General features: G+C 67.4%; 18 protein-coding genes. 8 read left to right on the top strand and 10 right to left on the bottom strand.

The window, feature by feature from the left end; genetic code table 11:
* Window positions 1–4: 4 nt before the first annotated feature.
* Both F0U63_RS32205 and F0U63_RS32200 read right to left on the bottom strand, forming a co-directional pair.
* Complete coding sequence (locus F0U63_RS32205) at window positions 5–1,198, bottom strand: hydroxymethylglutaryl-CoA reductase (protein WP_395835799.1); 1,194 nt, start codon at window positions 1,196–1,198, stop codon at window positions 5–7.
* Complete coding sequence (locus F0U63_RS32200; RefSeq protein ID WP_395835797.1) at window positions 1,195–1,866, bottom strand: TetR/AcrR family transcriptional regulator; 672 nt, start codon at window positions 1,864–1,866, stop codon at window positions 1,195–1,197. Before F0U63_RS32200 ends, F0U63_RS32205 begins: the two co-directional genes overlap by 4 nt.
* A 75-nt stretch (window positions 1,867–1,941) precedes the next feature.
* Here F0U63_RS32200 and F0U63_RS32195 point away from each other — a divergent pair, with 75 nt between their 5' ends.
* The 8 genes from F0U63_RS32195 to F0U63_RS32160 all read left to right on the top strand — a co-directional run bounded on the left by F0U63_RS32195 (window position 1,942) and on the right by F0U63_RS32160 (window position 12,450).
* Window positions 1,942–2,745, top strand: a complete 804-nt coding sequence (locus F0U63_RS32195) for an inositol monophosphatase family protein (protein ID WP_395835795.1) — start codon at window positions 1,942–1,944, stop codon at window positions 2,743–2,745.
* A 39-nt stretch (window positions 2,746–2,784) separates the two neighbouring features.
* A complete protein-coding gene (locus tag F0U63_RS32190) occupies window positions 2,785–3,423 on the top strand; it encodes an NADPH-dependent F420 reductase (RefSeq protein WP_395835794.1) in 639 nt (212 codons plus the stop codon).
* 129 nt (window positions 3,424–3,552) lie between these two features.
* Window positions 3,553–8,952, top strand: a complete 5,400-nt coding sequence (locus tag F0U63_RS32185) for an AAA family ATPase (RefSeq protein WP_395835792.1) — start codon at window positions 3,553–3,555, stop codon at window positions 8,950–8,952.
* Window positions 8,953–9,071: 119 nt separating this feature from the next.
* A complete protein-coding gene (locus F0U63_RS32180; protein WP_395835790.1) occupies window positions 9,072–9,275 on the top strand; it encodes a hypothetical protein in 204 nt (67 codons plus the stop codon).
* A gap of 26 nt (window positions 9,276–9,301) precedes the next feature.
* Window positions 9,302–10,972, top strand: coding sequence for a methyl-accepting chemotaxis protein (locus F0U63_RS32175; protein ID WP_395835788.1), 1,671 nt, complete (start codon window positions 9,302–9,304; stop codon window positions 10,970–10,972).
* Between the two features lie 9 nt (window positions 10,973–10,981).
* A complete protein-coding gene (locus F0U63_RS32170; RefSeq protein WP_395835786.1) occupies window positions 10,982–11,539 on the top strand; it encodes a chemotaxis protein CheW in 558 nt (185 codons plus the stop codon).
* Between the two features lie 88 nt (window positions 11,540–11,627).
* Window positions 11,628–12,023: a hypothetical protein gene (locus F0U63_RS32165; RefSeq protein WP_395835784.1), complete on the top strand. Its 396-nt coding sequence runs from the start codon at window positions 11,628–11,630 to the stop codon at window positions 12,021–12,023.
* A 94-nt stretch (window positions 12,024–12,117) separates the two neighbouring features.
* The gene (locus tag F0U63_RS32160; RefSeq protein WP_395835782.1) at window positions 12,118–12,450 is read left to right on the top strand and encodes a hypothetical protein; all 333 of its coding nucleotides are present in this window, start codon (window positions 12,118–12,120) and stop codon (window positions 12,448–12,450) included.
* Window positions 12,451–12,452: 2 nt separating this feature from the next.
* On the opposite strand, the gene F0U63_RS32155 is transcribed toward F0U63_RS32160, so the two are convergent.
* From F0U63_RS32155 to F0U63_RS32120, 8 genes are all read right to left on the bottom strand, one after another.
* On the bottom strand, window positions 12,453–12,944 hold the full coding sequence (locus tag F0U63_RS32155) for a nuclear transport factor 2 family protein (RefSeq protein WP_395835780.1): 492 nt from the start codon (window positions 12,942–12,944) through the stop codon (window positions 12,453–12,455).
* Between the two features lie 85 nt (window positions 12,945–13,029).
* On the bottom strand, window positions 13,030–14,643 hold the full coding sequence (locus tag F0U63_RS32150; protein WP_395835778.1) for a transglycosylase SLT domain-containing protein: 1,614 nt from the start codon (window positions 14,641–14,643) through the stop codon (window positions 13,030–13,032).
* On the bottom strand, window positions 14,640–15,038 hold the full coding sequence (locus F0U63_RS32145; protein WP_395835776.1) for a BlaI/MecI/CopY family transcriptional regulator: 399 nt from the start codon (window positions 15,036–15,038) through the stop codon (window positions 14,640–14,642). Before F0U63_RS32145 ends, F0U63_RS32150 begins: the two co-directional genes overlap by 4 nt.
* A gap of 101 nt (window positions 15,039–15,139) precedes the next feature.
* A complete protein-coding gene (locus tag F0U63_RS32140; RefSeq protein ID WP_395835774.1) occupies window positions 15,140–16,507 on the bottom strand; it encodes a glycosyl hydrolase family 18 protein in 1,368 nt (455 codons plus the stop codon).
* Between the two features lie 274 nt (window positions 16,508–16,781).
* Window positions 16,782–17,132, bottom strand: coding sequence for a hypothetical protein (locus F0U63_RS32135; protein ID WP_395835772.1), 351 nt, complete (start codon window positions 17,130–17,132; stop codon window positions 16,782–16,784).
* A gap of 164 nt (window positions 17,133–17,296) precedes the next feature.
* A complete protein-coding gene (locus tag F0U63_RS32130) occupies window positions 17,297–18,145 on the bottom strand; it encodes a DUF4123 domain-containing protein (protein ID WP_395835770.1) in 849 nt (282 codons plus the stop codon).
* Window positions 18,142–18,957: a hypothetical protein gene (locus F0U63_RS32125; RefSeq protein WP_395835768.1), complete on the bottom strand. Its 816-nt coding sequence runs from the start codon at window positions 18,955–18,957 to the stop codon at window positions 18,142–18,144. Before F0U63_RS32125 ends, F0U63_RS32130 begins: the two co-directional genes overlap by 4 nt.
* Complete coding sequence (locus F0U63_RS32120; protein WP_395835766.1) at window positions 18,954–20,066, bottom strand: PAAR domain-containing protein; 1,113 nt, start codon at window positions 20,064–20,066, stop codon at window positions 18,954–18,956. The genes F0U63_RS32125 and F0U63_RS32120 overlap by 4 nt, the downstream gene beginning before the upstream one ends.
* Window positions 20,067–20,081: the final 15 nt, after the last annotated feature.

Raw genomic sequence — 20,081 nt, 5'->3', positions numbered from 1 at the left:
CGGCCTACTTGCGGTTGCGGCCGTATTTGTCGTGGCTGCTCACCCAGTCGCCGGCCAGGATGGCGGAGGAGAGCGAGATATCGCCCGCGAGGACGACGGCGGCGCAGATCTCCGCCAGCTTGTCGGCCTTGCCCTGGCCCACGCAGCCGAGCATCTCGAGGCACTCGCGCTGGGTGGCCAGCGAGGTGCCGCCACCGTAGGTCGCGACGATCAGCGCGGGCAGGGTGACCGACCAGTAGTAGTCGCCGTTGGGCAGCAGCTGGGCGTAGGTGATGCCGGCATGGGACTCGGAGACGTTGGCGACGTCCTGGCCGGTGGCGATGAACATCGCGGCGAGGGCATTGGCCGCATGCGCTCCATTGTAGGCACTGCCCGCCATGAAGCCGCCCGCCTGGGTGATCTGCCGGTACTCGAAGAGCTGCTCGGGCGTGACGTGGGCGATACGCTCCAGCACCTCGCGCGAGAGCACCGCCTCGGCCACCACGCGCCGGCCCCGCGTCTGCAACACATTGAGCTGCGAGTGCTTCTTGTCCGTGTCGATCGCGCCCGAGAGGATGTAGCGGATCTTCTTCGGGTAGTGGGCGAGGATCCACTCACAGGCCGCGTGCGTGGCCTTGCCGCTCATGTTCTGTCCCGCGGCATCCCCGGTCGAGTAGTTGAAGCGCAGGTAGAGATTGCAGGCGAGCGGATAGCGGGCGATGTGGAGCAGCTTGCCCACGCGGGTCGTGCTCTCGGCGGCCTCCTTGATTTCCTCGTGGTGTTCGGTGAGCCACTCACCGAACTCACGCGCCGCTCGCGCGTCCTCGAAGAGGAACACGGGGGCGCGCTGCATGGCCTGTTCGACCACGGTGGTCTTGACGCCGCCGCACTCGGTCAGCAGCCGCATGCCCCGGTTGTAGCTGGCGACGAGCGTGCCCTCGCTGGTGGCGAGCGGAATGTAGAAGTCGCCCTGGGCGTGCTCTCCGCGGATGCGCACCGGGCCCGCGATGCCGATCGGCACCTGGGCCACGCCCATGAAGTTCTCGATGTTGCCGGGCAGGGTGCCGGGCTCGAGCGAGTAGTGGCCCACGTGCTCGAGCGACGCCCCCGTGCGCTCCTGGATGAAGGCGCGGCGCCTGGCCGCGGCGCTCTCGGTGTAGTCGTTGTCGCGATCTCGCGGGATGGGCACGCGTGGGGTCTTCGCATCGGCATCACTCATCGGCGCTTCGTCCTGTCGGAAGCAAGGGAGACTCCGGTGATTCTACTCAGCCGGGACGGGGCGTGCTCCAGATAGCCGAAGACGGCCCGGTTGACCCGTGCGACGAGTGTCGCGTCATCGCGCTCGCCGCGGTCTCCCGCGGCATCGACGAGGCCTTTCATGATCGCCAGCAGATCCTCGGCGACGTATGGGGGACAAGGCGAGACTGCCAGGTCGGGCGCGTCGAGGCACCGTTGGACCGTACGGGTCAACAGCTCACCGACGCGCTGCACTTCCTGGCCGACCGGCAGGCGGCGTTCCTCCACGTCGAGCAGCCGCGCGAGGGTTGGACGGCGAAACTGGTAGGCAACGGCCACCTCGATCAGTCGCTGGAGGCCCGCCCGCCCGCTCGTTTCCGTGTCGATGGCGGCGACGTCCTCCAGGAGCTGGGTCGTCTCCCTGAGCATCAGCGCCTTGGTGATCGCGTCCTTGCTGGGGAAGTACTGGTACAGCGAGCCGATGCTGACGCCAGCACGCCGGGCCACCGCGTTGGTCGTATAGCCCTCGAAGCCCTCCGTTTCCAGAATGCGAGCAGCCGCTTCGAGCACGGCGGCGACGGTCGCCTCCGAGCGCTTCTGGCCCGGCTTCTTCCTCGGGTCGAGCGTGTGTGCGGGGGGTCGGGTGGTCATGGGTGAATGCGAGTAGCGAACGTGAGCGAATGCTCACATTCTATCCACCGTCATCCACACACACAAGAGGAACACATGCTGACTGGCACCAGTGATGAAGCGTTGCTGCCCGCCGTCGTGACGGCTGTCCAAGCCGCGGGGCGTCACCTCAAGGGTCGTTTTTCCTCCGCCTCGCGACTTGGAAGCAGGGATGAAATCCTCGCCGCGCTCCATGCCAATGATGAGGAGTCGTTGGGAATCCTGCGGGGGATGCTGATGCAAGCGCGTCCCGGGGCGGGATGGGTCGAGGACGAACTGGAAGTGGGGGAACTGCCGCCTGGCGAGTGGTGGATCACGGATCCCGTGGAGGGGAACATCAATCACATCCACGGAATGGCCGATTGGTGTGTCACGGCGACGCTGGTGCGTGACAACACACCGGTGCTGACCGTGGTGTACCTGCCGATGACCGGCAACACCTACACCGCGATCCGGGGCGGCGGAGCCTACCTGGATGGGGTGCGATTGCAGGTGTCGGACAAGACGAAGCTGGACGCGGCGCTGGTCGGGACCGGTCAGGCGCAGCCGGGTGAGGACCGTGAAACCTACCGCCGTATCGGCCAGTCCGTCACCGCGATGCTCGACAACGCCCTGGTCCTCCGCGTGTCGGTGCCGGCCACCCTTCAGCTCATTCAGGTCGCGGCTGGGCGGATGGACGCCTTCTGGCAATACAGTCAGGTCCGCTCCGGGCTGCTGGCTGGCGCCCTGCTGGTCGAGGAAGCCGGAGGCAGGATCTCCGATACCCAGGGTCGTCCGTGGAGTTTGACGAGCGGTGACTTCCTGGCCGCCGCTTCACGCCTCCACGGCGCCGCGGTCGGCGTGCTGTCCTCGATCTCCTGACCAGGCTCCCCCCCTACACGCTCATCGAAGGGAGAACTCTTGAATCGCATTGGCATATTTGGAACAGGCCGTGTCGCCACGGCCCTTGCAACCAGGCTCGCGGCCACCGGGCACGACGTGATGATCGGGACACGGAACGTCGCCGACTCGTCGGCGAGGTGGACCGGCCCATCGGTCACGTTCGCGAATCACTCCCAGACCGCGCGCGAGTCCCCCCTGCTCATCAATGCCACTCCCGGTGACACCAGCCTGGAGCGGCTCGGTGCGCTCCGCGAGGAGTTGGACGGGAAGATCCTGGTGGATGTCTCGAATGCGACCCGCCGCGGCGCGGATGGGCTGCCGGCGGGCCTGCTCCATCCCGACAGCAGTCTGGCCGAGCTCCTGCAACAGGCGCTGCCCGGCACCCGGGTCGTCAAGACGCTCAACACCATGCTCTTCTCCGTCATGGTCGCCCCACGCGGCCTCTCCGTCCCTCCGACAGCGTTCCTGTCGGGCAACGACGCCGAGGCGAAGGCGACCGTCCGCGAGCTGCTTCACGACCTCGGGTGGCCCCCCGACTGGATCGAGGACCTGGGTGACATCTTCACCGCCCGGGGGACGGAGGCACTCATGCTGCTCGTGCCTCACCTCGTCCGTCGCCGGGGTTTCGCGCCCTTCGCGCTCACGATCGCGAGGTGACCCGCCTACCGGGCGGCGGTGCCGCCGTGCCGCCCTGTGAGCCAGGTCACAGCACGGAGGGACTTCGCCGGGATAGAGTGGTGGGGTCTCTCAGCGAATGAACAGGCGCTGGCTTCCGAAGGAGACGCCGTGGCACACCGGGCAGGGTACTCCCTTCAGGAGCAGCTTCATTCCAGCCATCGCTCGACGATCTTCCGGGCCATCCGGCTCAGGGACCAGTGTCCGGTCATCCTCAAGCTGACCAGCAGCGACTACCTCGACCGGCGCCGCACGCAGGAGCTGCGCCGCGAGTACGCCATCGCCCGCCGCGTCGAGGGGGAGGGCGTCGTCCAGGTCCTGGCGCTGGAGCAGTTCCCCGACCGGGCGGCGCTCGTCCTGGAGGACTTCGGGGGCACCTCCCTGCGCCATCTGCTGGACGAGCGGGGTCCCCTGCCGGTGACCACCTTCCTCGACTTCGCCGTGCGCATCAGCGCGGCCCTGGGGCACATCCACCAGCACGGCGTCATCCACAAGGACATCAAGCCGCACAACATCATCGTCAATCCGGCCACCGGGGTACTGAAGATCACCGACTTCTCCCTCGCGGTGGCGCTCGCGCTGGAGACCATCCCGCCCGAGCTCCCCACACATCTGACGGGTACACTGGCCTACATGGCGCCCGAGCAGACCGGACGCATGAACCGGGGCGTGGACAGCCGTGCGGACTTCTACGCCCTGGGCGCCACCTTCTTCGAGCTGCTCACCGGCCGGCGCGTCTTCTCCACGATGGCACCGCTGGAGCTGCTCCACGCGCACATCGCCCAGGTGCCTCCCTCGCCGAGGGACTTCAATCCCGAGGTGCCGGAGCTCCTCGCGGCCATCGTGCTCAAGCTGCTGGCCAAGGCTCCGGAGGACCGTTACCAGAGCACCTGGGGGCTCATCGCCGACCTCGAGGCGTGTCAGCACCAGCTGCGCGAAGGGGGCAGTTTCCCGCCCTTCGTCCTGGGCCTCTCGGACCGGCCCCACCGGTACCACCCGCCCCAGGGACTGTATGGACGCGACTCGGAGGTCGCCGTGCTGACCGGGACGTATGCGTGCGCCGCGGCCGGCCGTGGCCAGCTCCTGCTCGTGTCCGGCCCCGCGGGCATCGGCAAGTCCTCGCTCGTCAACGAGCTGTACCGGGTGACGGCCGCCAGCCGGGGGCGCGTCGCCATTGGCAAGTGTGATCAGCTCCTGCGCAGCGAGCCCTTCGACGCCGTCCACCAGGCGCTGCAACACCTGGTGCGGCAGACGCTCGGGGAAGGGGAGGCGGAGACGGCTGTCATGCGCGAGCGCCTCCAGCAGGTGCTCGGGGCGAACACCTCCGTCCTCGTCGAGGCCGTGCCGGACACCCGCGCGCTGGTGGGTGAGCAACCGGCCTCCCCCCCGCTGTCCGCCTCCGAGTCCCGGAACCGTCTCACCCTCGTGCTCGCGCGCACGCTCCAGGCGTTCGCGACCCCCGAGCGTCCGCTCGCCGTCTTCCTGGATGATCTGCAGTGGACCGACAGCGCCACGCTCTCCCTGCTGCGGACCCTCGCCCGGGACTCGTCCACCCAGTACCTGCTGCTCGTCGGCGCCTACCGCGATACCGAGGTCTCCACGGAGCACCCCCTCACACTCGCGCTCGACGAGCTGCGTGCCGCCGGCACGCCCTGGGAGCAACTCCCGCTGATGCCCTTGGGCTTCGCGGATGTTGCCCGGATGGTGCGGGAGACCACCGCGGCGGAAGCCGGGCGCACGCTGGAACTCGCCCGTCTCATCCATTCCAGGACGGGGGGCAATCCCTTCTCCGTCAAGGCGTTCCTGCGCTTGCTGCACGAGCAGGGGCTGCTGCACTTCGACCCACGAAGCCGACGGTGGCAGTGGGACCTCGCCCGCATCGAGACCCAGGGCATCCCGGAGGACGTGGCCGAGCTGATGGTGGCCGAGAGCCTCCGGTTGCCGGAGGAGACCCGGAACCTGCTCCAGCTCGCGGCGTGCCTGGGCGTGTCGTTCGGCTTTCGCGACCTCACGCTGGCCCATGGTGCCTCGGCCGGGGAGACGGCACGCGCCCTCTGGCCCGCCATCGAGCAGCGACGCGTGTTCCCGCTCGACAAGGACTACGTCCTGCTCGACCCACAGGGCGGCGCGGTGGACCTCTCGGACCTGGAGGTCTCCTTCCGCTTCGTGCACGACCGGGTCCGGCAGGCGGCCTATGCACTCATTCCCGAGCAGGAGCGCGCCGGGCGGCATCTGGAGGTGGGCCTGCGCCTGTACGAGCATGCCCGCGCCACGAAGACGCTCGACGAGCGGGTGTTCGCCATCCTTCCGCACCTGGGCCACGCGCCGGAGCGCATCGGCCCGGACGCACTGAGGCTGGAGCTGGCCGATCTCCACCTGGCGGCCGGACAGCGGGCGAAGGCCTCGGGTGCCTACCGCTCCGCGGGTGAGTTCTTCCGCACCGGAGGCAGGCTCATCCCTCCCGCGGCCCGTGAGCGCGAGCACGAGCGGACCTTCGCGCTCCAGAAGGAACTCATGGAGTGCCTCTATCTGGCGGGCGAGCTCGAGGAGGCCGCCGCCGGATTCTCCGCCCTGCTCGCCCAGGCGCGCACCCCGGCCCAGCGAGCCAGTGTCCTCTGCCTGCGGGCCCTCTTGAGCTCTCTCGGTCATCGGCCTGGCGAGGCGGTGGAGCTCGCTCTCGAGGGACTGCGCCTGCTTGGGATTGATCTTCCCGCCGCACCCGACGATGCCACCCTCGCCGTGGAGCTGCGAGAGGTGGAGGTCGCGCTGGCGGGCCGGGATCCCCAGGAGTTGCTCGACCTGCCCCGGATGAGCGATCCCCACGCGCTGCTCGCCTCGGAGCTGCTGGGTGCCATCGTGGTCTCCTCCTACATGACGGCGCAGAAGCTCCTCGTCCTCATGGCGTTGCGGCAGGTCCGGCTGAGCCTGGAGTACGGCAACGGCCGCTTCTCGCCCTATGGTTACTCCTCCTACGGCTTCGTCGTCTTGACGTTCCGCGACGACCCCGAGATGGGCCAGCGTTTCGGCCTGCTCGCCCTCGAGCTCGCCGCGCGCCTCAAGGAACCGAGGCAATACGCTCGCGCCCTCTGCGTTCAGGCCGGTTTCATCGGTCCCTGGACGCGGAGCACGCGCGCCGGTGTCCCCCAGCTCGTCGAGGCCTGCAAGCTCCTCCTGGAGGTGGGGGACTGGCAGTATGCGGACGCTTGCTCCATCTTGCTGTGCTGGCGGCGGTTCTCCCTGGGAGAGCCGCTCCAGGACTTGCTGGCGGAAAGCCAGAAGTTCATTGATTTGCTGGGGACCCGGCAGGATCCCGACAACCAATATTTGCAGCGGGCGTTCCGGCAGACCTTGTTGTTGCTGACCGGCGCCCAGGAGAGCCCAGGACAGACCCTCCAGCTCTCCCAGCTCCAGTGGTCCGCGGGCAAGGCGCACGCCGGACAGGTGCTGCTCGCGCAGCACTATCTGTTCCGTCAACTCGAGCAGGCGATGGCGGTGGCGGAGGAGAGCGCCGGGACGATGCGCGTGGTTCCCGGGAGCTTCCTGCAGACCACACATGCTTTCTATTACGCACTGAGCGCGGCCGCGGTGTACCCGGCGGCCAGCGAGCGCCGGAAACAGGAGCTGCTCTCGCTCATGGAGCAGCGGTGTGCGTACCTGGAGACATGCGCCCAGCGCGTGCCGGAGAACTTCTCACCCTACTACCTGCTGGTCCACGCGGAGCTCGCCCGCGTGAGGGGACGGCACGCCGAGGCGCACACCCGTTACGAGGAAGCCATCGCCGCGGCGCGCGCCGGCGGCTTCACCAGCGTGGAAGCCATCGCCTGTGAACTGGCCTGTCGCTTCCAGGCGGAGCTGAACCGTCCACCCCTGGCCGCCGCCTACCTGATGGAAGCCCTCAACACGTATGAGCGGTGGGGTGCCGCGGGCAAGGTCCTGCACCTCGCCGCCGAGCAGGTGCACCTGCTGCGGTTCTACAGCGGTACCCTCCGGGGCTGGGAGCACAAGCTCCAGCGTGACGGCCTGCCGAGGGCCCATCCCCCGAGCGGCGAGTTCCCGGTGCTCGCTTCCAGCTCCGACCTGTCCAGCACGGATTCCTTCACCGAGGTGCTCGACATGTCCTCGGTGATGAAGGCCTCCCAGGCCATCTCCCGGGAGCTGCACTTCCCGCAGCTCGCCGCCAAACTCATCGACATCCTCATGGAGAGCACGGGGGCCCAGCGCGGCGTGCTCGTGCTCCAACGGGAGGAGGACTTCTTCGTCGAGGCCTCGGGCGAGGTGGGCAACGGCAGCGCGCCACTGCGGCCCGTGCAACGCATGGCCCACAGCGACGTGCTCTGCCAGAGCATCGCCGGGCAGGTGCTCCACACCAGTACGCACCTGCTCCTCGACGATGCCTCCGCCCAGGAGCCCTTCCGGAGTGAGCCCTATATCACCCACCACCGCGTCCGCTCGGTGCTCTGCGTCCCCATCCTCCACCGCAAGCAACTGCTCGGCCTCGTCTACCTGGAGAACAACCTCACCGCGGGGGCCTTCAACGCCAACCGCCTCCGGGCGGCTGGCATGCTGCTGGCCCAGGCCGCCATCTCCATCGAGAACGCCGGGCTCTATCGCAAGCTCGCGGAGTCCAACCGGACGCTCGAACAGCGCGTCCAGGAGCGCACCGAGCAGCTGCACTCCAAGAACGCCGAGCTGCAGCGCGCCTTGCAAAGCCTCAAGACGATGCAGGCGCAGATCATCACCCAGGAGAAGTTCGCCTTCCTCGGCTCGCTCACCGCGGGGATCGCCCACGAGCTGAAGAATCCCCTCAACTTCGTGAAGAACTTCTCCGAGCTCTCCCTCGAGCTGGTGCGGGAGCTTCGCGAGACGGGGGACAACCGGCAGGAGTCCGGCCCCCTGCTGGAGGAGTTGGAGCAGAACATCTCCAAGGTGTGTACGCACGAGCAGCGGGCCAGCGGCATCATCAATGGGATGTTGCGGCACGCGCGCAACAACCGGAGTGAGCCGCAGCCCATCTCCATCAACCAGATCGTGGAGGAGGCGGTCCGGCTCGTCCACCACGCGCTTCGGGCCATGCGTCCTCCTCGTGACGTGCGCATCGACACCTTCTTCGACGACGCCTTGCCCCAGTGTCACCTGGTGCCCGAGGACCTGAGCCGCGTCATCCTCAACCTGGTGGACAACGCCTGTTACTCGGCCCACCAGAAGGCCCAGCGCAACCCGGTGGAGCCTCCCCGGTTGAAGGTGTCCACCTGCTGGACGGGCTCCGAGGTGGAGATCCGGGTCCATGACAACGGCGGCGGTGTCCCCCCCACTGTGCGCGAAAAGCTCTTCACTCCCTTTTTCACCACGAAGCCGGCGGGCGAGGGGACCGGGCTGGGCCTGTCCCTCAGCCATGAGATCATCGTCGGCGCGCTTGGCGGCAAGATGCGGGTGGAGTCCGAGGAAGGGCTCTACGCGGAGTTCACCGTGGTGCTCCCGGGTGAACTCGCGCGACGTCCGGCCAGGGGCTGACCTCGTGTTTTGCTCGGCCGCCTCGGACTCCGGCTGCCATGGGAGGGGCCCCTGTGCCTGAGTCCAGGAAGTTGTCGGGCAGTCAACACGAGGCTTAGGATTGCTCTTGACACGGGTGGATGAAACCCAGGTGGGAGAAGGTCCATGCTGTCTGCCTCGGGAGGACGGAGAAGCCGCTCATCCGTCAGCCGGTCATCGAGCCCTTGGGCCTGCTGCGCCAGGGACTCCCCGGGCTGAGCGGCTCCTGCGTGCCAGATGACGGCCGGATGGCCGCACTCCTCTCGCGGGCCTTGAAGGTGGCGCAGCGCGCCACCGCGGCCTGAAACCTTCCTCTCCGCCGCTCCCAGCCATGATCTGGTTCCAGAATCTGAAGATCGCCACGAAGCTGCTCGTCTCCTTCCTCCTCCTGCTCACCCTGACGGGCCTCCTGGGCGTCTCCGCGCTCGAACAGATGCGCCAGATGCGCCATGCGTCCGACGAGGTCACCGACAACTGGATGCCGAGCACCCTCTACGTCTCGGACGCGAACACCAATACCTCGGACTTCCGCGTCGCCGAACTGCAGCACGTCCTCTCCCTTGGCCCCGAGGAGATGTCCGGCTACGAGCGGCAGATGCGCGAGCAGCTCGACAAGTTCGATCGCAACCTCGACCGGTACGAGGCGCTCATCTCCCTGGAGGAGGAGCGCCGCGTGTTCGACGAGTTCATGGTGCTCTGGAAGGAGTACATCGAGGAGCACGACAAGGTCATCGCGCTCTCGAGGGAGAACAAGAACCAGCAGGCCCGCGGCTTGCTCCGCGGCCGCTCCCAGCAGGCCTTCGACGCCGCCAGCGCCAAGCTGTCGCAACTGGCGGAGATCAACCTGAGGGCGGGCCAGCGGGCCTCGGATGCCGCGGACAAGACCCATGAGACGGCGCAGCAGTGGATCCTCTGGGCGATGGGGGGGGCGGTCCTCGTGGGCCTCCTGCTCTGCTACTTCCTCGCCCGGGCCATCGCGCGGCCGTTGATCGGCGCGGTGGCGGTGGCGGACCGCATCGCCGAGGGAGACCTCACCGTGCGCATCGACGTGGCGACGGAGGACGAGACGGGCCGGCTGCTGGCGGCCATGCAGCGCATGGTGCGCAAGCTGGCCGAGGTCATCGGTGAGGTGCGCGAGGGGTCCGATGCGCTCGCCTCGGCCTCCGCGCAGGTGTCTTCCTCGTCGCAGAGTCTGGCGCAGGGCACCAGCGAGCAGGCCAGCAGCGTGGAGGAGACCACCTCCAGCCTGGAGCAGATGTCGGCCAGCATCGGCCAGAACCGGGACCACAGCCGGCAGATGGCGCAGATGGCCCTGCAGGGGGCTCGGGATGCCGAGGAGAGTGGCCAGGCGGTGAAAGAGACGGTGGTGGCCATGGGCTCCATCGCGGAGAAGATCTCCATCATCGAGGAGATCGCCTACCAGACCAATCTGCTGGCGCTCAACGCGGCCATCGAGGCGGCGAGGGCGGGAGTGCACGGCAAGGGCTTCGCGGTGGTGGCCACGGAGGTGCGCAAGCTGGCGGAGCGCAGCCGGTCGGCGGCACGGGAAATCAGCGGGCTGGCCTCGAGCAGCGTGAAGGTGGCGACACGCTCGGGAGAGCTGTTGTCGGAGCTGGTGCCCTCCATTCGCAAGACGACGGATCTGGTGCAGGAGGTGGTGGCGGCCTCGGTGGAGCAGGCCAGCGGCGTGGGGCAGATGAGCAAGGCGATGGCGCACGTGGACCAAGTGACGCAGCGCAACGCCTCGGCCTCGGAGGAGCTGGCGTCCACGGCGGAGGAGCTCTCCTCCCAGGCGGAGGCGCTCAGTCAGTTGGTGTCCTTCTTCCGAGTGGCCGACGGGGATCGCGGCTCGAGGCCGAGGCCGCACCCCGCGGTGGCGAAGCCCTCCATCGCTCATGGGCTGAAGGCCACGGCGCGGGGGCCCGGCTCCGCGGCTCCGTCCGCGCGGGTGTCCCTCTCCACCGCGCTCCCGGACGAGGACCGCGAGTTCAGGCGCTTCTAGGAGACGGCCATGAGCGAACAGCCTGCCGAGATCTCCACGCAGTACCTCAGCTTCATCCTGGCGGGGGAGGAGTTCGCGCTCGGCATCCTGCAGGTGAAGGAGATCATCGAGTACGACACGGTGACGCGCATCCCCGGCGCGCCCGGATGGGTGCGAGGGGTCTTCAACCTGAGAGGCAGCGTGGTGCCCGTGGTGGATCTGTCGGTGAAGTTGGGTCTGCCGCCAGCCACGGTGACGAAGTGGAGCTGCATCGTGGTGGTGGAGGTGAAGCTGGGCGGGGAGCAGCTCGTGCTGGGCCTGCTGGTGGATGCCATCGGGCAGGCGCTGGAGTTCCAGCCCTCGGAGGTGGTGCCGCCGCCGTCGTTCGGCGCGCCGGTGCATGTGGACTACCTGCTGGGGATGGGGCTGCCCGCGGGGGAGAAGACGTTCGTGTTGTTGATGGACCTCGACAAGGTGCTCAGCACCCAGGAGGTCCTGGTGGCCAGCACGCTGCGGACCGAGGCGGAGGCTCCTGTCCAGGAGGCAGCCGTTCAAGAGGCGGAGGCGCCCGTCCAGGAGGAGCCCTGAGCCAGGCTCAGGTCATGGAGTCCGCTCGGCTTCGCGCCGGACACATGGGTTGCGGCCGGTACTCGGCCCACGTATAGGGAAGGGCACCGTGTCGCTGGCTCTTCGTCTCTTCACGCTCGTGCTTCTGCTCGGCTGGCAGGCCGTCGCCAGTGGCGTGGGGCTCGCGCACTTCTGCCCGAAGCAGGCCTCGACGCTCTCCGCCTGTCACTGCCCTCATGGAGAGAAGAAGGCGGAGACGGTCCCGCACGACGAGACGGCGTTGCGCAAGGACTGCTGCGACGCGCTGGACCGGCACATCCCCGCGCCGGCCCTCGTGGACGTCTCCAGCCACGCTTCGCCGCTCGGGGTCCCCCCGTCCCCACCGCCGGTGTGGATGACCGTCCAGGCTCCCGAGGACAGCGGCCGCTTGTCGCTCGCCCTCTGGGACACGCCCCACGCCCAGGGGCCTCCCGTCTTCCTTCGTATCCGCTCGCTCCTCATCTGAGCTCTCTGGGCGCGCGCCCGGGGGACCCTGGCCCTCCCTCCGCCCTGGCGAGAGGGGGCTCGAGACCCTGAGCGACGTCCCGAACGGCGGAGGAGTGGCCTGGCGCATTCGCGCCGCGCTGCCCCTCCTCCTGTCGAGAAGCATCGAGGGGCCGGGCGTGCTTTCGCGCTCCGGCCAGTCATCCCCTTTGATTGGCGTCGAGAAAGAGCGAGAAGAATCCATGGAAATCGTACTGGTCTCATTGCTGGGCATGTTGGCGTTCGGTGGCCTTTTCCTCGTGCTGTGTCCGGAGTGGTGGAGCACGAGCCTGGGGACACTCAAGGAGCAGAAGCCGCCGGAGAAGACGGGTGATTCCGGCGGGGACGCCCGGGGTACCAAGACAGGCCCACGTGAGAGGGAAGAGGGCCCGTCGAAACAGCTCTCGTGAAGTCAGACGAACCGCTTGCCCTTGACCAGCTCGAGACCCAGCGGGTTGCCGCGGAAGTGGATGGGATCCAACATCACCCGGCGGATCCTCCAGCCCTCGGGGGTCTTCTCCAGGTCATGGGTATAGCGGATGACGATGGTCCACTCCTGGGGGACACCGCCCAGGGAGAAGAAGTGGCCGACGTCCGCATAGGCCATCACCTGCGCCTCCGTGTCGCTCTTGAAGTGGGTGCGCACGGTGTTGGCCGTGGCGTGCTGGACCCTGCTGAAGGGCGCCAGGGCCTCGCCTCCCACCTGGGCCATCTGCTCCCGCGCCATGGTGACCGGCTCTCCGAAGAGCCGGCTGTAGTCCGCGGTGACCTGGGGCGTGAAGACGTTCACCCAGCGGCTCCAGTCTCCCGTGTCCTTGCCGAAGTCGATGGCCTGTCCGTACTCGGCCACCAGTTCCCGGATGGCGATCCAATCCAGCGTGTATTGGAGATCCTGAGGCTTCATGTCGGTACACCTCCGTGAGAAGCCCGGAGCTTTCAACGAAGGGGGCCTCCACGGCCAGCACACCTGGGCACCGCGAGGCAAAGGCTCAGTCGAGCAGGTGGGGGTTGCGCAGGACGAGGAGTCCGGCCAGCACGGTGCTCACGTAGTCATTGAGGTGGCCAGCGCGGGCGAGTGCGCTGGCATCGCGCAGGCCCGTCGCGCTCAGCACCTCGTCCACCTTCTGGTCTCCCTGGTTGTAGGCCGCGAGCGCCAGGCGCCAGTCGCCATAGCGGCCGTGCAGATCGGAGAAGAGGGCCGCGGCGGCCTCCGTCTCGCGCGTCACGTCGAGCCGCTCGTCACGCTCCGCGTCGACCTGGAGTCCGTACTGGCGCGCCGTCGAGGGGATGAACATCCACACCCCCGCGCCCCTCATTCCTGGAGCCAGCGAGGGATTCGTCGACGTCTCCGGCATGTTGGTCACCGCCGACTCCACCATGGCCACGGCCAGCAGCCCCTCGGGCAGCCCCCGGGCGCGCAGCGTGCGCGTGAGCGCCTCGCGCTGGGGGGTCAGGTTCCCCAGGGCCTTCTTCATGAAGGCGCGGCCCTTGGGTGTGCTCACCAGCTGGTTGAGCTTCTCCACCACCAGCTCATCCACCACCACGGGAAGGTCACCCTCGGGCTGCGAGGAGCGCGCGAGCGCCTGGGCCTCGGCGAGCGTCACCGCGCGGCCACGGGTGGCGCTCTGCGCCCACAGGGTGAGGGGGACGAGCGTCAGGGCGATGGTGGCGACGAGCCCGAGGGCGCGGTGGTTACGGCTGGGACGGGATTGGAACAGCATTTCGATCCTCCTGGTGGTGGGGTGGGCCATGCCCGTGACACTGACGGGAAGCGGGGGTGAACCGGAGGCGCGCAGGGCCGCGTCGAGCAGGCAGCGCGCGTAGTCGTGCGGACGGGCCTTGCCTCCGGACACGAGTGCCTCGTCGCAGGCGAACTCCTGGTGGGTGGCGAGCCAGCGCCCGAAGGCGCGCACCGCGGGGTTCCAGAAGAAGGCCCCGTCCAGGAGCAGGCGCACGTAGGCGAGCACCGTGTCGCGTTGGCGGTGGTGTTGGAGCTCGTGCAGGACCGTCATCCGCAGGCCCGCGGGGTCCTCCAGGAGATGGGCGGGTACCGCCACCCAGGCGCTGGGGTGGGGCGCCGGACGAGGGAACCAGGTGGAGAAGGCGGTAGCCCCGGTGTCGAGGAGGACCACGGCCACACGGCCCACCTGGCGCACGCGGGGCAGCGCTTCGAGCTGGCGGAGCAGCCCCAGGTGCGGGCGGAGCTCCCGCGCGCAGTGCACCCCCGTGGCCGTCCCGAGCAGCAGCACCACCGCCAACCCCACCGGGAAGGACGCGGGCGCCTCGGCGGGGCGGGGCGCGGAGGCGCGCGGAGGCGCGTTCCAGGCCGGCTCTGGCAGCCGCGTGGTGAGCCGCACCACGGAGCGATCGAAGGTGAAGAGTGGCCCGGTGGGCACCAGCCCGCGCACGCTCATGCACGCGGGGGGAAGCAGGAGCGCCAGCGCCAGCGTCACACGCCCGGCCCACAACGTCTGCCGTGCCGACAGGTGGAGGCCCACCCGCCCCAGGAGCGCGAGGGCGGCGCGCAGCAGCGCGTAGCCCATGGTGAGCAGGATCGCCACGCTCACATAGCCCGTGGCCAAGGTGCTCGCCAGGGCGCTCATGACCGGGAGTCCTTCTTGGCGAGCAGCGCGCGGATCTGCTCCACTTCCTCGGGGGAGAGCGGGACGGCCTCGACCAGTCGCTCCACCAGCGCGGAGGGCGTGCCGTCGAACACCGTCTCCACCAGGTGGCGCACGCTCTGCAGCTCGTAGGCCTCGCGCGGCAGCACCGCCGAGTACAGATGCCCCCGGCCCACCTTCCGGCTGCGCAGCACCCCCTTCTGCTCGAGGATGCGCAGCACCGTGGACACCGAGGTGTAGGCCAGCTTCCTCTCCGGCGGCAGCGCCTCGAGCACGTCCGCCACGCTCACCTCGTCCTTGCGCCAGACGAGCTGCATCAGCTCCAGCTCCACGGGCGTGAGCGGCCTGGGAGCTTCGTTCTGCGATGACTTGGACACGGTCCCGACCTCCAGGACCGTAAACTACTAAGACCTTAGTTGTTTGGCAACTAAGACCTTAGTTCTTTGTCATCCTGGAGCTGGGGAGGGCGGGGGACGCCCTACTGCAGCGCGCCGTGGATGGCGCGGAGCAGGGACTGCTCGCTCGAGGTGCTCTGGTCTCCGGCCAGCTCCCAGATCATGATTCCGCCGTACTGCTTGCCCAGGGTCGTCTTCGCGCGCATGGTCGCGAGCCCGTTGTACGAGTACTGGGCGCCGTCGGCGTTGATCCAATCCGCGTTCCAGGCGTTCGGGTACTTCGCCAGGATGTCCTTGTAGAGCACGTACGCGCTGCTCTTTCCGCCACAGTTGCCCCAGCAGTAGCCGTAGAAGGGCACTCCGAGCACGATCTTGTCCTTCGACACACCCTTGTTCGAATAGAAGGTGAGCGCGGTCTGGGCCTGCGCATAGCTCGAGTGCTCGCCCGCGCCCGTCCAGGTGCCCGCGTTGTCGTAGGACATGACGGTGATGAAGTCGAAGGAGCGCAGCGTGGTGTCAGACATGCCGTACTGCATCCACTGAGCGACGGCGGCCGTCACGGGAAGACCGCGCGGACGCGCCTTGGCGATCAATTTCGCGATGAACGTGTCGTACAAGGCGCCCATGCGATCCGGCGCCTCCACGTCCACGTCGATCCCATCCATGTTGTTGGAGACCACGAAGTCGATGATGTGGTCCACGAAGGCATCGACCTTGTCGGGCTGGTAGAAGGGCGTGATCCGGCCGTCTCCGCCGCCGCCACAGAGCGAGGGGAACACCTTCACGCCCTTGGCATGCGCGGCGTTCACGAACGTCGCGAGATCGCTGCTCGGCGCCAGCTCGAGGTGTCCATTCGCGTCGCCCAGGGCGAAGGCGAGGTTCACATGCGTGAGCTTGGCGAAGTCCACCCGGCCGACCCAGCTCGCGTAGGAGCCGTACCAGTTGGGCAGGTAACCCACGACGCGCGGGCGCGTCGTCGGCGGCGGCGGGCTCGAGGGCAGGCCGGAGATCGCCAACTGCTCCCAGCTGCCAAACGCGCCGCCGTACGCGAACACTGTGCCGCCGCCGCCATTCTCCGCGGACACCCAGTGGCCCGTCGTCACCGTCTGCAGGCCGACGATGTCGCCGTTGGAGATGACCCCGCTTCCGCTCTGCTTGACGATGCGGAACGTCTCCCAGCCGAGCGCATTCGAGCTGGCGGCGTTGAGCGAGGAGCCGCCGCCGTTGGCGGCCTGGAGGTAGTTCCCGGTGCCCGCGAGGATGAAGACCGTATCCCCGCTCTCGAGGGCCCCACCGTTGATGTCATCGAGGGTGAACTTCTCCCACGCCTGGGCGCTCGTCGCCGTCGCGATGACCGCGCCGCCTCCGTTGTTCTGCGCGCCCACGTAGCGATTGCCGAGCACCGTCTTGAAGCTCACGCCGGAGGTGCGCAGTGCGCTGGAGGCGGCCACTGGGGCGTCATCTTGTCCCTCGGGAGAACCGCTCGCCGGGGAGCACGCGGTCGTGAGGAACAGCGTCGCGCACGTGGCACCCAGGAGCCACCTGGAGCGGTTGTCACGGCGCCTGGAACGGGTTTCGGTCGGATGAATGTGGGAGTGGGTCATGACGGCCATGGAGGCGCTGGCCGTGGATTTCGGGTCACGGAATCGCTTGAGAACCTGATAAGCTGGAGATTCAAGCTTCTACTGAAAAAATTACCCTCCGCTGAGGGGCTGGGTTCTGGAGTCAGAGCCCGAAGGGGTTCTTCCCCTCATAGAGAACCTCGTGCTGGTGCAACTTGAGGCTGTCCTGGATGCGGAACTCATAGAGGTCGGACATCTTCGTGATTCGGACCCCTGGATCGAGGCGGATCACGAGGATGTGGGAGCCCCGGCCCTCGTGCGTCGATTGTGCCAGGAAGAGGTTCATGTGCGCGTCCGCCTGGCTGAAGGGCTCCTGGGTGAAGTAGACGTGCCCCTTGCGGTTGGGCCGGATGACGCCCTCCTGAAGGATGTTCCGCAGCCCTGTCTCATCGGTGTAGTGGATGAATACGTCCGGATCAGCCTGCAGGAGACTGCGGATCTCGATGGAGTTCATGGCCCTTGCCTTTCGAGGTTCTTCGGTTCTCGCTGATACGTCCTCACTCGCCTTGAATCTCTCCCCGGTGGAAGCGGAAGTGCCGATCCACCGCGAACGTCTTCTCATCGATCGTGACGGTTTGTGTGCTGCCTTCTTCCAGGAGGATTTCCAACCTCGGTTGTTTAGGATTTTCGTGCAGATAGGATGGACATGTGTTGAAGATCATCAATCTGTTCGAAGGCCAGGGTGTGGATGGGCCCGAGGAATTCCTCGCGTTGCCGCGCCGAGCAGGTGGGCAGGAAGATCCTCAACACCCGGGGATCATAGAACCGGAAGTAGAGGCGATGGTCGTTGTCCTCGGCCTCGACCATCAAGAACTTGCGCAGATGGCGCCTGAGCTCGAGGAAAGGCGAGGGACAGGTCAGATAGATGCCCCAGTTCTGCATCCAGCCCTCGAGCGTCAAGGACTCCAGCAGCCGTGACTGAGGCGGAAGGCTCACGAGGTAAGGGGCCACCTCCGCGAGTGCCTGCCCTTGGGGGCCCTCGTAGAGGGATTGGTACTCCTCCACGGACTCCTGGAGCAACTCCAGGATCCGGGGCGTGCGCGCGGCGTCGAGGATGGCGAACAGCGGAGCCTCCGCGGCGAGCGACTGCAAGACCCGAAGGTGTTGCTGTGCGGCATCTCTCGCCTCGGGAGGAGGCGGCTCCTTGGGAGGGGTAAAGCCCTCGATGAACACCGAGAAGTCGGTCGAGCCCGCGCGGATCCAACTCTTGTTGAAGACTTGCCCGGTTGCTGCCTTCTGTCCATCCAGCAGGGTGCCCGTGGCGCTTCCCAGGTCGCGAAGTCGGCAGTGCTGACCGTCCCACGACAGCTCGAAGTGCTCCTGGGACATCCCTGCATCGTTGGGGAGCGAAACCCCCACGGTCTTCCCTCGTCCGACGCGAAGCGCCTGGGCCGGCTGGACGATGAACTTGTTGGGGGAGAGGGCCCCCCAGAGAACCTGGATGATCAGTCGTCTTGCTTCCATCATGCCCACTCGGTGTCGATCGCCGCGGCGGGCATTCGCGCCAGTGGCTCGGTCTCCAGATCGATGCCGTGTGCGGTCAGCCAGGGGCTCATGCCAGTGCCGATTTCGTCCGAATCGATCTGCCAGGAGCCCCCCAACTCGAGGGTCTTGGCTTCCACGGCCTTGAGGAAGGCGTTCAACCGCGGGGTGTGGCGGCCCGCGAGTTCGCGATTGTCGAACATCCGCTTGTAGTCGAACTCGGGATGAGTCAGGCCGAAACTCCACGGAAACCAGATGTCGGAGTGGATGGAGAAGCGCACCTCAAGTGGCCAGTCCAGGGGCGAGTTCTTCGGCTCGCGTGAATCCGGGGGATATTCGAGGCGTCTGCCCGTCACCCGGACCGGTGGATAATGCCTCAGGCAGTCGAGTGGAAAGGCGTCCGGCGCCGGCTCGAACCGGGCCAGCAATGCCCCCAGATCGGTGCAGGCTCCTTCCACGACCTTTCCGTTGACGTCGTACCACGACAGGGTGGCCTGGGCCGTGGATGATTGCGGATGCCCCGGTGCCATCGCGGCTCCCGTGAAGCCGAAAAGGTCGACGACGTGATGCTCCTGGTACAGCTTGGACAAGAGGGGTCCGAGTTCGCCGCCATGTTCCGCGGTGTAGCCGAGGAGCGGCGCCTCGATGATCTTCAGCACCTGGTAGCGGGCTCCCTCTTCGAGCACGTCGAGGACGAACCGCAGCAGCGACTCGGGCTGGGCGCGCAGTGGCGTCAGGTCCGCGACCCAGGTCGCGAAGGGATTCTCGGTTTGTGCCCACAGATTGCGCATGGTCATTTCAGTTCGTCGGGCGAGAAGATGTGGGTTCCGTGCTGATTGACGATTCGCACGACCCCGGGAGTGGTGTCTTTGGGTTGCAGGCTATCAAGGTTGTTGACCCTCCCGCGCAGATTCCCGAGAAGCTCTTGCCGATCCTGCTGGTAGAGGGTGCTCGTCGGTGCCAGACGAACCTCGGCCACGCGCTGGTAGCCCACGGGCGGATCCTCCCCTCCCACGCCACCCAATTGATCCACCGCCGATTGCAGGTTGCCGAGGAACGTGTTGAGAGATGCTCCCGTCACGGACTTCATCTGGATGGCTTCCATGCTCGTGTGATCGATGACATCCGCCTGGCCACTCCGAGCATCGTTGTCTTGCCGTTTGCGGCCCTCCAGGGCCACTTCATGGCCCATCATCGCGCGACGATGGACTTCCTTGAGTTGTTCGAATTTGCCATTGCGCGGGTTGTTGATGTCCTTGCGTTCCGCATGGAGTCCCGTGAGGAACCTCTTCAAGCCCAGCAGGTTCTCGAGCTTCCCGCTGTTGACGACCTCGACGACCTCACGTGCGACGCCAGCCAGTGCCGCCAGCTCCAGGGTTTTCTGGGCCTGGGCTGGATTGACCTTGGACGCGACGAGGCGATCGAGCGCGCCCTGCTGCTGCTCGGGAGACACCTGCTCGGGGGACGGGCTGCTCGAGGCGGATGCATCAGGAGCTTCGGCCTGGGACTGCGCGTCCCGCTGGGCTTGCTCTTGTGCCCTCTTCTTCTTTTCGCACTCCTCACAGAAGGGGGTGCCGTCCCGGGCCGCCACCACGACGGTCTGCGCTTGCGCGGACGAGCCGATGATGACCGTGGGGCAACCGGCCACGAGGACTCCACCATGGGAGGTGCCATCCCCCAGACGCGCGGCGGGCTTGCCCCCGATGATGACCGTAGACTCGCCCTGGGAGATGGAGTCGGGTGGTCCGCCGAAGCACACCAGGCTGTCACCAATCCGGGCGGCGGGCATGCCACCGATGATGACCGTGGACTCGCCGGAGGACGTGGGCCCTCCGACATGGGGGACCGGTCCAGGCTCCACCTTGGGACACACATGCATGTCGCTGATGCGCGCGGCTGGAGGCATGGGGTTCTCCCTCGG

The organism is Cystobacter fuscus, assembly GCF_044360685.1.
In the GTDB taxonomy this organism is placed as follows: Bacteria; Myxococcota; Myxococcia; order Myxococcales; family Myxococcaceae; genus Cystobacter; species Cystobacter fuscus_C.
This window is presented reverse-complemented; position numbering and strand designations above follow the sequence as displayed.